Source organism: Neobacillus cucumis, from assembly GCF_023715505.1.
The window spans coordinates 266,393-278,732 of the sequence record NZ_JAMBOH010000006.1; the positions used below are offsets into that span (position 1 = coordinate 266,393).

The 12,340-nt window shown below is 38.1% G+C and carries 13 protein-coding genes and 1 rRNA gene; 11 read left to right on the forward strand and 3 right to left on the reverse strand.

Features of this window, described 5'->3' with window-relative positions:
- Positions 1-265: 265 nt before the first annotated feature.
- Entirely contained in the window at positions 266-1,561 is a 1,296-nt protein-coding gene (locus M3226_RS11955; protein WP_251565577.1) for a glutamate-1-semialdehyde 2,1-aminomutase, read from the reverse strand.
- A 163-nt stretch (positions 1,562-1,724) separates the two neighbouring features.
- Between M3226_RS11955 and M3226_RS11960 the strand changes: the two genes are divergently transcribed.
- From M3226_RS11960 to M3226_RS11985, 6 genes are all read left to right on the forward strand, one after another.
- On the forward strand, positions 1,725-2,741 hold the full coding sequence (locus M3226_RS11960) for an ABC transporter ATP-binding protein (protein ID WP_251565578.1): 1,017 nt from the start codon (positions 1,725-1,727) through the stop codon (positions 2,739-2,741).
- On the forward strand, positions 2,734-3,525 hold the full coding sequence (locus M3226_RS11965) for an ABC transporter permease (RefSeq protein ID WP_251565580.1): 792 nt from the start codon (positions 2,734-2,736) through the stop codon (positions 3,523-3,525). Before M3226_RS11960 ends, M3226_RS11965 begins: the two co-directional genes overlap by 8 nt.
- Before the next feature lie 3 nt (positions 3,526-3,528).
- Complete coding sequence (locus M3226_RS11970; protein ID WP_251565582.1) at positions 3,529-4,314, forward strand: ABC transporter permease; 786 nt, start codon at positions 3,529-3,531, stop codon at positions 4,312-4,314.
- A gap of 120 nt (positions 4,315-4,434) precedes the next feature.
- Positions 4,435-4,824: an ion channel gene (locus tag M3226_RS11975; RefSeq protein ID WP_251565584.1), complete on the forward strand. Its 390-nt coding sequence runs from the start codon at positions 4,435-4,437 to the stop codon at positions 4,822-4,824.
- A gap of 114 nt (positions 4,825-4,938) precedes the next feature.
- Entirely contained in the window at positions 4,939-5,409 is a 471-nt protein-coding gene (gene bcp, locus M3226_RS11980; protein ID WP_251565586.1) for a thioredoxin-dependent thiol peroxidase, read from the forward strand.
- A gap of 129 nt (positions 5,410-5,538) precedes the next feature.
- Positions 5,539-6,393, forward strand: a complete 855-nt coding sequence (locus tag M3226_RS11985; RefSeq protein ID WP_251565588.1) for a manganese catalase family protein — start codon at positions 5,539-5,541, stop codon at positions 6,391-6,393.
- Positions 6,394-6,438: 45 nt separating this feature from the next.
- Here the strand turns inward: M3226_RS11985 and M3226_RS11990 are convergent, their stop codons facing one another.
- A complete protein-coding gene (locus M3226_RS11990) occupies positions 6,439-8,112 on the reverse strand; it encodes a ribonuclease J (protein ID WP_251565589.1) in 1,674 nt (557 codons plus the stop codon).
- A gap of 166 nt (positions 8,113-8,278) precedes the next feature.
- On the opposite strand from M3226_RS11990, the gene M3226_RS11995 reads away from it, so the two are divergent.
- The 3 genes from M3226_RS11995 (at position 8,279) to perR (ending at position 10,269) form a co-directional block, all read left to right on the forward strand.
- Positions 8,279-8,911: a LysE family transporter gene (locus M3226_RS11995; protein WP_251565591.1), complete on the forward strand. Its 633-nt coding sequence runs from the start codon at positions 8,279-8,281 to the stop codon at positions 8,909-8,911.
- Positions 8,912-9,170: 259 nt separating this feature from the next.
- Positions 9,171-9,725, forward strand: a complete 555-nt coding sequence (locus M3226_RS12000) for a cob(I)yrinic acid a,c-diamide adenosyltransferase (protein WP_251565593.1) — start codon at positions 9,171-9,173, stop codon at positions 9,723-9,725.
- 106 nt (positions 9,726-9,831) lie between these two features.
- Positions 9,832-10,269: a peroxide-responsive transcriptional repressor PerR gene (gene perR / locus M3226_RS12005; protein WP_098528007.1), complete on the forward strand. Its 438-nt coding sequence runs from the start codon at positions 9,832-9,834 to the stop codon at positions 10,267-10,269.
- Between the two features lie 79 nt (positions 10,270-10,348).
- Here perR and M3226_RS12010 read toward each other — a convergent pair whose 3' ends face one another.
- Positions 10,349-10,702 carry a YgzB family protein gene (locus M3226_RS12010; protein WP_098528008.1) on the reverse strand — a complete coding sequence of 118 codons (354 nt, stop codon included), beginning with the start codon at positions 10,700-10,702 and terminating at the stop codon, positions 10,349-10,351.
- A gap of 145 nt (positions 10,703-10,847) precedes the next feature.
- Here M3226_RS12010 and M3226_RS12015 point away from each other — a divergent pair, with 145 nt between their 5' ends.
- Both M3226_RS12015 and M3226_RS12020 read left to right on the forward strand, forming a co-directional pair.
- A complete protein-coding gene (locus M3226_RS12015) occupies positions 10,848-11,711 on the forward strand; it encodes a nucleotidyltransferase-like protein (protein ID WP_251565595.1) in 864 nt (287 codons plus the stop codon).
- Positions 11,712-11,993: 282 nt separating this feature from the next.
- Positions 11,994-12,340: ribosomal RNA gene (locus M3226_RS12020) — 16S ribosomal RNA — on the forward strand; the annotation flags it as partial.

Here is a 12,340-nt window from a genome sequence, read left to right on the forward strand (position 1 = left end):
ATTGGTTTATAAATCTACTTTTTAAAAATGAAATTTTAAACTTTTTATTAAGGTATAAGATAAAGATTCAAAAAAAGAAATAATAAGCTAATATTATCACAAGAATTTTCAGAAATCAAATAAATATACATTATTTTGGATAAAAAAGTGCACTAAAAAACATGCAAATTCAGGAAGAAATGGGTTAGTGTAAACGTTTTCATTCGCGTTTTAAAAATAAAAGGGGAGTGTTTTCCACTCCCACTTGTGCATAAAAAATGAATAATTATTCGTCTTTAAGTGAAGAAAATGCATTTCTTACCGCGTGTAATGTCGCTTCGATATCTTCTTCTGTATGAGCAATGGTTAAGAACCAAGCTTCATATTTTGACGGGGCAAGATTAATTCCTTGATGAAGCATCAGTTTAAAGAACTTTCCAAACATTTGACCATCAGTATTTTCTGCCTGCTCATAGTTTTCTATTTTTTCATTCGTAAAATAAACAGTTAAAGCGCCCTTTAAACGGTTAATGGTTATTTCAATACCATTCTCCTTGGCAGCTTCCAAAATTCCTTCTTCGAGCATAGCCCCTAATCGATCTAAATACTCATACACTCCATCTTGCTTTAAGACTTCAAGGCAGGCAATTCCTGAGAGCATTGATGCCGGGTTTCCAGCCATCGTGCCCGCTTGGTAGGCAGTGCCGAGCGGTGCGACCTTCTCCATAATTTCTTTACGACCGCCGTATGCTCCAATTGGAAGACCGCCGCCGATAATTTTTCCTAATGCGGTTAGATCAGGCTGCACTCCTAATAAATCCTGTGCTCCTCCATACATAAAACGAAAGGCTGTTATGACTTCATCATAGATAACCAGTGCCCCTGCTTGATGGGTGAGGTCATTGACTTGTTGCAGGAAGCCAGGCTTCGGTTCAACAATCCCAAAGTTTCCGACGATTGGTTCAACTAATACAGCAGCAACCTGATCGCCCCATTTTTCTAATGCTTGTTTAAATGGTTCAATATCATTGAAAGGAACCGTGATTACTTCTTGGGCAATGCTCTTTGGCACACCAGCTGAATCCGGTGTCCCGAGTGTAGATGGACCTGAACCAGCTGCAACGAGCACAAGGTCTGAATGCCCATGATAACAGCCGGCAAATTTAATAATTTTATCACGTCCGGTGTGGGCGCGGGCAACACGAATGGTAGACATAACAGCCTCTGTCCCCGAGTTAACAAATCTAACTTTATCTAAGGATGGTATGGCTTCCTTTAACATTTTGGCAAATTTCACCTCATGAGGGGTTGGAGTTCCATAGAGGACTCCCGTCTCTGCGGCACGTTTAATGGCTTCTGTAATATGTGGGTGGGCATGGCCTGTAATAATTGGGCCATAAGCCGCGAGAAAATCGATATATTGGTTGCCGTCGACGTCCCAAAAATAAGCGCCTTGACCTCTTTCCATGACCACCGGGGAACCTCCGCCAACTGCTTTGTAAGACCTTGAAGGGCTGTTAACTCCGCCGACAATGTGTTCTAACGCTTCATTATGTAATCTTTCTGAATTTGAAAATTGCACAATTTTTCCTCCTTCATTTACGTATCTCTCTATTTTATCACTTTTTATGTTGAGTTCTATCTGTTTTATATTTTAGAAAATTTGTTGAAATACAGGATTGTTGTCTTATCAATATTATTTGGATAAACTAATTCTCTAGGGCAATGTATCAGGAGGATTCAAAATGGAAAATGTAATTCAAGTTAATAATTTACGAAAAGAGTTTAAAGCCTATTCTAGCCGTTCCGGTTTAAAGGGCGCATTTCGGGATTTATTTACCCGTAATTATAAAGTTTTACCAGCTGTGAATGATATTAATTTTTCAGTCAAAAAAGGGGAGATGGTGGGCTACATTGGTGAAAATGGGGCAGGTAAATCGACCACTATTAAAATGCTGACAGGGATATTAACCCCGACATCCGGTGAAATCATGGTTAACGGGATGAATCCACATAAGGAACGGGAACGATTTGTGCAGACAATTGGCGTTGTTTTTGGTCAGCGTTCGCAATTATGGTGGGATATTGCTGTGCAGGAGTCATTCCGCTTGTTGAAAAAAGTTTATAAGGTATCTGACGAGCAGTACGACCAGCATATGAGCCATGTCATTAGGACATTGGATATTGAACCACTTTTGGACAAGCCAGTAAGAAAGTTATCACTCGGTCAAAGAATGCGTTGTGAACTTGCTGCCGCTTTAATTCACAACCCCCCGCTGCTTTTCTTAGATGAACCAACCATCGGTTTAGATGTCCTGGTAAAGTTGAAAATTCGTGAGTTCTTGAAAGAAATTAATGAAAAATATAACACTACGATTCTACTGACCACTCATGACCTCTCTGATATTGAGGCGTTGTGTGAGCGTGTTGTGATGCTAGATGAAGGAAACATCATTTATGACGGAGGATTAAGGGAGCTAAAAGAAAAATGGGGCGACCAGAAAGAATTGCAATTCCAATTTCTTGAGGCAGTGGATATTCGTGCAGTACAAAAAATAACCAGTGGACTTCCGGTGGTGTGGGAGATAGACGAGAAGGACCAGATTTTTACTGCGACAGTAGAGGATCGTGATGAATTAATTTCACAGGTTATTGCCCAAGTGGTTGCAGCATTCAAAATTAAAGATGTAAAAATAAATGAAACTTCGACAGAAGAAATCATTCGAAATATCTATGAAAAGGGTGCTGTGGAAGTTGGATAAATATTTAGAAATGATTAGAATTCGTTTTTTAATGATGCTGGCATACCGGACTAATTATTATACAGGCATTCTCATTTATAGTATTAATATTGGTGCTTATTATTTTCTTTGGACAGCTATTTATGGTGGTAAAGAACAGATACAAGGGCTTTCGGTTATTCAAATGACTACGTATGTAGCGGTTTCCTGGATGGCAAGAGCCTTTTATTTTAATAATCTTGACCGCGAGATGGCTCAAGAAATTATGGAAGGAAAAGTCGCAATTGAACTAATCAGACCCTACAATTATTTAGGAATGAAAACAATGCAGGGTTTGGGGGAGGGGATTTTTAGACTATTCTTCTTTTCAGCTCCTGGACTTATTATCGTGTATTTTATTTTCCCGATTCAATTCACTTGGGATTTAAGTGTATGGGGGTTATTTGCCATTTCTATTATGTTGAGTTTTTTTATTAATACTGAGCTGAATTTATTAACGGGTATTACCACTTTCTTCTTATATAATAATGCTGGATTAATTCGTGCAAAACGAGTTGTGATTGACTTGTTTTCAGGACTTCTGCTGCCGATTAGTTTTTTTCCTGGATGGGCGCAATTTATAATGGGTTTTCTGCCTTTTCAAGGAATTAGTTATACGCCTAGTATGATTTTTACCAAAGGATTTTCACATGATCAGGCGATAGCCGCTATCGGCCAGCAATTTATTTGGGTAATCATCTTAATGCTGCCAATTTATTTACTTTGGTATCTAGCGAAAAAACAGTTGATTATTCAGGGGGGGTAATCTGTGTTCTATTTATCGATGTTTTTTCAATATTTATCACAGTATTTAAAAACGAGATTCCAATACCGTGCTGATGTGTTAGTTGAGTTTTTCTCAGACTTGCTCTCGCAAGCCATTAACCTTATTTTTATTTTAGTTGTATTTGGGCACACTCATTTACTGCATGGCTGGAACAGGGACGAAATTATTTTTATCTATGGATTTTTCTTAGTCCCATATGCGGTTTTTTCAGCCTTTTTTAATATTTGGGATTTTAACGAGCGTTACATTGTAAAGGGAGAATTGGACCGAATTTTAACACGGCCCATCCACAGTTTATTTCAAATCATTTTAGAAAGACTTGAACTTGAATCACTGTTAGGGGCTATTACAGGACTTGCAGTTATGTTCTATGCCGGCACCAGGCTTCATTTAGACATAGATTGGTATGACCCGATATTGTTTATAGTTTTTGTGGTAGGTGGAGCACTAGTATATGGCGGTATCTTTATTTTGCTTGCTTGTATTAGCTTTTGGGCCGATGCACGGACGTCGCTTATGCCGATGATGTATAATATCAGCAATTACGGCAGATACCCGGTGAATATTTATAATCAATTGATTCGTTTTGTTTTAACATGGATCTTACCGTTTGCTTTTGTGGGTATTTATCCTGCAGCCTTCTTCCTTGAAAAACAAGAATGGTACTGGTATTCATTTTTAACGCCGTTTATTGGAGTTATTTTCTTTATTTTATCAGTGATTGTATGGAATCAAGGTGTTAAAAAATATCGAGGTGCAGGGAATTAAATTAAAAAGCACAATCATATATTTTTAAAAAAAAAGCCGGGCTAACGTCCGGTTTTTGCTATTTAATCGTCCAAGCCTGCATAGGAATAGAGTAGCGCGTATTCTAATAGGGGGGGTTCTGTGTTCTATTTCTTACTCCCAGTGGTCATATTTTGTATTTTTATGAGTCTGCGAACATTATTTATTCCTAACACGCTTAGAGGGAAATTTGCTTCGGTTGAGAATTTTTTATATTTAGGAGCTGTCTATTTAACAATCATCCTAGGTTTTGGCATGATCTACATTCTGTTTAATTTAATCGGTATGCCTCTGCTGCGTGATGTAAATCATCCCCATCATAATATTTTTGAATCAAGCTTTTATTTTAGTGCGATGACGCTTTTTTCAGTAGGCAACGGTGATGTCCTTCCGCAAGGATTAGGGAGAATGGTTGCCGTTATTGAGGCATTAATTGGCTATACATTGCCGGCAGCGTTTGTTGCTAGAGTAGTGCTAAACAATGAAAAGTAACCTCATATATTGTGATATAGTTGTGTAATTAGGTGAGTTTGGTTACGCTTAGGTTAAATAAAAGTACCAAACAGTACTTAAACAATGATTACTAAGCGAAGGAAGAGGTTAAAAATGACAATTGAAATTGGCGCACAGGCACCTGATTTTGAATTAAGGGCAACAAATGGAGAAAATGTCAGCTTAGCAGATTTTAGAGGGAAGAATATTGTGTTATATTTCTATCCGAAAGACATGACTCCTGGGTGCACCACACAGGCATGTGATTTCCGTGATTACCATCAAAGCTTTACTGAGTTAGATTGCGTGATTTTAGGAGTCAGCCCAGATCCTCAAGAGAAGCATGAAAAATTTATCGAAAAGTACAATCTGCCTTTCTTGCTGTTAGTTGATGAAGAACATAAAGTGTCAAAAACGTATGAGGTTTGGAAGCTGAAGAAAAACTTTGGAAAAGAATATATGGGAATTGAACGGTCGACGTTTGTGATTGATAAGGAAGGTAAGCTAGTAAAAGAGTGGCGTAAGGTAAAAGTACAAGGGCATGTTGAAGAAGCGTTGAAGTATGTAAAAGAGAATTTAGTCTAAAAGTTAGTTACCCCCCGTCAAAGGTATGATTTGTTTCTGTTGGTTTCACAAATATTAAATGTCTGATTAATAGGCAAATATTTGGAAATGCTAAGCAAGTATTCGAATCTACATTGGGGGGTTTTTATTTTGTATTTTTATAAAGAAGATTTAATTAACATCATCGTACCGGATAAACCAGATCCATCCGCAGCAAAGGTTCTTCAAGAAACTTTGGGCGGAAGATTTGGGGAGATGCGGACTATGATGCAATTCTTTTTCCAAAGTTCAAACTTCCGTGGGAATCAAAAGCAATATCGTGATTTAATTAGAGGTGTTTTTTTAGAGGAAATCAGCCATGTCGAGCTTGTCCAAACAACGATTAATCAGCTCTTAAATGGATCGGGAGAAGAAGCGGTGGGGGCAGGTGGAAGTACAGGAGCTCCGCTTGAGGAAGCTATTAAGCATGCGAACCCACATCACTTTATTATGGGGGCACAAAGCTCGCTGCCAGTAGATGCAGCAGGTATTCCCTGGAATGGAAGTTATGTTTACAGTCATGGAAACCTTGTTAGTGATTTATTGGACAATCTGGTGTTAGAGTCTACAGGGGTCCTGCAAAAGTCACGTATTTATGAAATGAGTTCTAACAAGACATTTAGAGAAACATTAGCTTTCTTGATTGTCAGAGATAACGCCCATCAAAATGCGTTTGCCAAGGCCTTAGAAACACTAGGGGTCGATTGGGCAAAAATCTTCCCAGTGCCAAATTATGATATTAATAAATATCCTGAATGCCGTAAATATGTTGAAATGGGCTTCCACAATGCTCAATTCAATTTTAGATTGGATGATACCCTCATTGGCCAAATATTCCAAGGAGAGTCTCCTAGTAGGAATGATGGTACACTTCAGGTTGTTCCGCCGCCAACTGGATATCCAGTTCCGGTGCTGCCAGAAATGCCGAACGAACATAGCCCGGGTTTATATGATTTAAATAATTAAATTAGAAAAGGATGTGTCACGGATTATGTGCACATCCTTTATTTATTAAATTTCTATAATAATCGGGAGAATCATGGGCTTACGCTTGGTTTGAGTAAATAAATATTGCCCAACTGACTTTTTAATGTTTTGTTTCATAACATTCCATTGGCGAATATTTTCCGCTTGCAAATCATTGACAGTCTTTTTAACGAGGCGGTTAACTTCTTTGAGCAGTTCATCCGAGTCTCGTGCATAAACAAATCCTCGAGTAATCGTATCTGGCCCTGAAATAATTTTCCGATCGCCCTTGCTAATGGTAATGACAATAACGAGCATTCCATCTTCAGACAGCTGCTTTCTATCACGCAGTACAATGTCACCGACATCGCCTACACCAATACCATCTACATATGTATCCCCAGCGGGAACGGAACGGGTCTGACGGGCAACGCCATTTTTGATATCGACGACGTCTCCATTTTTAATAATAAATGTATTTCCTTTTTCTACCCCAACGGATTCACCTAACATCCGGTGATGGTGCAGCATGCGGTATTCACCATGGATCGGGATGAAAATGGTAGGTTTCATTAATGTCAGCATAAGCTTTAGGTCTTCCTGATAGCCATGTCCGGAAACATGCATGCCTGTTGTACTGCCGGAACCGTAAATTACCTTAGCTCCTAGTTGAAATAAATTGTCGATGATCTTAGAAACATCCTTTTCGTTTCCGGGGATTGGAGATGCTGCTAAGATCACTGTATCTCCAGGGTAAATCGCAACATCACGGAAGTTTCCGCTAGCTAATCGGGATAAGGCGGCCATTGGTTCCCCTTGACTGCCTGTACAGAGGATTGCAACCCTTTCAGCAGGCAGTTTGTCCACCTCGCTGGCATCGATTAACATACCTTCGGGAACATTTAAATAACCGCGTTCGATGGCGACATTAACAACGTTCACCATACTGCGGCCAAGCAAGGCTAGTTTCCGATTAGTCCTTAACGCGGACTCAACCACTTGTTGAACCCGATTGACATTGGATGCAAATGTCGAGATAAAAATTTTGCCTCTAGCTTTTATAAAGGCTTCGTCCATATGGGAACCTACCATTTGCTCAGAAGGTGTGAGTCCTTTTCGTTCCGCGTTAGTACTTTCAGATATTAAAACTAAGACGCCTTGCTGGCCAATTTCTGCCATTTTATGTATATCGGCATATTGGTTATTGGCCGGTGTTAAATCAAATTTGAAATCACCTGTGTGAACCACATTCCCTTCAGGTGTGTGAAAGACAATTCCGAGGCAGTCGGGTATGCTATGGCTTACTTTAAAAAAGGATATATTGACCTTTCCGAATTCCAATTTTGAATTGGAGTCGATCGTAATGAGTTTGGAATCTCCTCTTAATCTATGTTCATCGATTTTCAATTCAATTAATCCTAGCGTAAATCGGGTTGCATAAATCGGTACTTTTAATTTTCTTAAGAAATAGGGAATACCGCCAATATGATCCTCATGACCATGGGTGACAATTAAGGCCCTAATTTTGTCCTGATTCTCCTCTAGATAAGTAATGTCAGGAATAATTAAATCAATTCCCAATAAGCTTTCATCTGGGAATTTCCCGCCACAGTCGATGATAAAAATATCGTCCTCATACTGAACAACATACATGTTTTTTCCGATTTCATTAATACCGCCAAGTGCGAATATCGATAAGGCGTTTTCTGTGTTTTTCATCTTTTTCCTCCCAACTAACTATATATTTCTTATTATTCCTTCTTGTAACACTTTGATGCAAAAGAAGAGGTAATAATCTTAACGTTTTCACGCTTTTTGGGACATGTGTTATGAATTCTTTCATAAAATGTACAAGTAGGGATACAAGAGAGTGGGGTGGTGTCATTTGAGCATAAATATTCTAATCAGTTATATTATACTAGGGTTTACATTGGCGGCTCCAATCGGTCCGGTTAATTCAGCACGCTTGGATAAGGGGATAAAAAATGGATTTTGGCATGCATGGATTGTTGGAGTTGGATCGATGATGGCAGATGGGGTTTTCATGCTATTGGTATACTTAGGAATGGTTCATTTTCTTGGGATTCCTATCGTCCAAATATTCCTTTGGCTGTTTGGGGGATTTATTCTTATTTATTCAGGGCTTGAAAGTATAAAAAATGCCAATACGATAACACTGTCGTATAGTAGGAATAAGGAGCCGCTCTATAAGTGTTTCTTGACTGGATTTATGTTGTCGATCACAAGTCCTTTATCAATCCTTTTTTGGCTCGGGATTTATGGATCGGTTCTTGCCAAAACAGCCCAAACAAATGGAACGGAATCACTCTTAATTTATAGCAGTATGATCTTTCTAGGCTTGACCTTTTGGGATTTATTTGTGGCGGCCCTTACAACTGGGTTCCGAAAACTTCTAAATGCTAAAAGCTTAATTGCTATATCCATTATTTCAGGTGCATCCCTTGTTGTTTTTGGCCTATATTTTGGATACCAAGGAATTAATGCTCTTTGGAGTTAGAAATCTACATACTTTAAAGCCTATTTTCACAAGAAAAGGCATTTGTCCAATGCAAGAAAGCATAATTTGAATATCATTTTATTAGGGCATACCTCCTCAGATAAAATCATTTGGGTCCATAGTGACCCTTTTTTTATGAAAATGAATATCATGATTACAACTTTTCTAAATATAAGCATAGGTGTTAAGATGAAGAAAACAGCCCGACCAAAAATACATAAGATATTAGTTAATAAATATTGCTAATGGAGGTAAGTAAATGAAAATCTATACCAAAACAGGTGATAAAGGTACGACTTCCCTAATTTATGGCCAAAGGGTAGCTAAAAATGATATAAGGGTCGAGGCATATGGAACCTGCGATGAAACAAACTCTATGATTGGTCTCGCCTTAAGTTACTTAAAAAATGAAAATTTTCAAGGGAAAGAAATAATTGAAAATGTATATCATAAAATACAAACAACCCTTTTTCATGTCGGAGCGGAATTGGCTACACCTACAGGGAAGGAAGTTAAGTGGAAGCTTGCGTCTTCAGATATCGAACTATTAGAACAACAGATTGATGACTGGGATACTACCTTGCCGGGACTAAGTAATTTCATCCTGCCTGGAGGACATCCGGCGGGAGCTGCTTTCCATATGGCCCGCACAATTGTACGGAGAGCTGAACGTTGTGCCGTTTCATTAGGGGAAGAAGTCAATCCATTAGTCTTGGCCTATTTGAATCGGCTTTCCGACCTTTTGTTTGTAACAGCTAGATATGTCAATTATCAATTAGGGCAGAATGAACAAACCTTACATGGTAATAGTTAGTAACAAATAGTGTTTATTAGATTACAATATTGACAAAAGTACAAAAGACCTAGTAAAATTAATTATAACAATTACAATCTAATAATATTTTTTAGAAAGAAGGTGCATGGCGATGAATCAGTTAAAAGAAGCGTTGGATACCCTGAAGGATACGGGTGTACGAATTACTCCACAACGTCATGCGATACTTGAATATTTAATAAACTCGATGTCACATCCTACAGCAGATGAAATTTATAAAGCCCTTGAAGGAAAATTTCCTAATATGAGTGTGGCGACAGTTTACAATAATTTACGGGTATTTCGTGAAGTTGGACTTGTTAAGGAATTAACCTATGGGGATGCATCCGCACGCTTTGATTTTGTAACCTCACATCATTACCATGTAATTTGTCAAAACTGTGGTAAAATTGTTGATTTCCATTATCCAGGTCTAGATGAGGTAGAGCATTTAGCGTCACATGTAACAGGCTTTAAAGTTGATAATCATCGTATGGAGATTTATGGATCTTGTCCTGAGTGTGCCAGTAAAGAAGTGCATTAATAATTAATTGTTTTATTTAAAAAAAGAGGGTGACTAAAACCATTTGGTTAATAACCAATAGATTTTAGTCATCCTCTTTTTATTTGTTTTCTCTTTTGTGATTATAGGATTCATCAAATTGTTTTCCTTCAAGACCAGGATCTAATGTTAATGGTTCACGGCAGTGCATACACATATCCACCCGACCAAGCATCTTAGTTGGTTTGCCGCAGCTAGGGCACTTCACTTGAATGGTTTTTGTTGAAAGCATTCCAATCCAAAAATAAACGACAGTACTCGCAATAATAAAAAGTAGCCCTAAAAGCATAAAGATGGTCATAATAACTGGTGAAGTCCTAAAATAAATACCTATATACATTACAATAAAACCAATAAAGATTAAGGATAATGCAAAAGTACGTATTTTATTTATCTTATTCGAATATTTTGCCATGTTTCACCCTCCTAGACAAACTATACCATAATTATTTTGTAAGAAAAAATACAAAGAATGTCGAAATTTGTCTTTTAGGAAAGAAGGAAATTAGATTCCACTGTCGAACATATAATGCTACCTGAATAAAATGGAGGAATGAGGAATGGAAGACATCCTTCGGCCTATTTATCAAGAAAGGGCGAGTCAATCCAATACACTAGGAGTTTTAGTGGTCGAAAAAAAACATAAATCAAGTCATATAACTGATTCATTTGATGTTGTTTTGTTGATAATTGTGAAAGAGGCTGACCAGCCATTATTTATTAAGCATTATACCTACGGTGACAAAAAGGCAGCCATGCATGTTGTGTCAGAATCTCAGCTGCAGGAATGGCTTCTATTAGGCACAAACCGAAAGATATTTGAATGGATTCATGAAGCCAAAATTTTGTTTGATCGTAATGAGTACGTTATGAATTTAAAAACGGAGCTAAGGGATTTTCCTTTTAATGGACGAAAAATCAAAATGGGCTTAGAATTTGCTAAATTAATACGGCGCTATGTAGACGGTAAAGCGTTATTTGAGAGCGGTCAATTTTTAGATGCCTATAATTATGTGGTGCATTCCTTACATCATTTAGCTCGATTGGCTGTAATTGAAAATGGTCTCCATCCGGAACTTACTGTTTGGCATCAGGTAAAACAAATAGAGCCAGAAATTTATAAATTATATGTTGAGCTAGTGAATAGTGAAGAAACTTTGGAAAAAAGACTGGAGCTTTTGTTCTTGGCCAGCGAGTTTCTGATTCATTCCAGAACAAGTATTGGAACTTCTCATTTATTGGATATATTACGCGGGAAAGAATACTGGCTGTTTAATGAAATTATAAACGAAAAAGAATTAATCCCTTATTCTGTAGATTTAGCAGTGCTCATTGAATATTTAATTGAAAAACATTTAATAGAAGTAGTCAATTTAGAAACCAAAGGTCATGGTGTCTTTCATAGATGTTATCGCATCTCATAATTATTTTTTTAAAAAAATTAAAAAGGTATTGACCTTTATAAAAATACTTGGTATATTAATAACCGTCGCTGCGAAACATTCTTGAAAATTTTTTCGTAAGTGACGGTTAAACGAATAAAAAAAGTGTTGACATTACAAGTGACGATGTGTTAAATTAATAAAGTCGCTTGTGAACGACATGAAATTGTTCTTTGAAAACTAAACAAACAAAAACGTCAACAAACAATCATATTAGTTTCTATTTGAAACTAAGCCAACGTAACTTTTTGGAGCTAATCAACTTTCATGGAGAGTTTGATCCTGGCTCAGGACGAACGCTGGCGGCGTGCCTAATACATGCAAGTCGAGCGAATCAATAGGAGCGCAGCTCTTTTGATTAGCGGCGGACGGGTGAGTAACACGTGGGCAACCTGCCTGTAAGACTGGGATAACACCGGGAAACCGGTGCTAATACCGGATAACTCTTTTCCTCTCATGAGGAAGAGTTGAAAGTCGGTTTCGACTGACACTTACAGATGGGCCCGCGGCGCATTAGCTAGTTGGTGAGGTAACGGCTCACCAAGGCGACGATGCGTAGCCGACCTGAGAGGGTGATCGGCCACACTGGGACTGAGACACGGCCCAGACTC

Excerpts from the sequence above, each read along its gene's own strand:
- M3226_RS11990 (WP_251565589.1), bottom strand. The coding sequence starts at position 8,112 with ATGAAAAACACAGAAAACGCCTTATCGATATTCGCACTTGGCGGTATT.
- bcp (WP_251565586.1), top strand. The coding sequence starts at position 4,939 with ATGACAATTGAAATTGGCGCACAGGCACCTGATTTTGAATTAAGGGCA.
- M3226_RS12010 (WP_098528008.1), bottom strand. The coding sequence starts at position 10,702 with ATGGCAAAATATTCGAATAAGATAAATAAAATACGTACTTTTGCATTA.
- M3226_RS12015 (WP_251565595.1), top strand. The coding sequence starts at position 10,848 with ATGGAAGACATCCTTCGGCCTATTTATCAAGAAAGGGCGAGTCAATCC.
- M3226_RS12000 (WP_251565593.1), top strand. The coding sequence starts at position 9,171 with ATGAAAATCTATACCAAAACAGGTGATAAAGGTACGACTTCCCTAATT.
- perR (WP_098528007.1), top strand. The coding sequence starts at position 9,832 with ATGGCGATGAATCAGTTAAAAGAAGCGTTGGATACCCTGAAGGATACG.
- M3226_RS11960 (WP_251565578.1), top strand. The coding sequence starts at position 1,725 with ATGGAAAATGTAATTCAAGTTAATAATTTACGAAAAGAGTTTAAAGCC.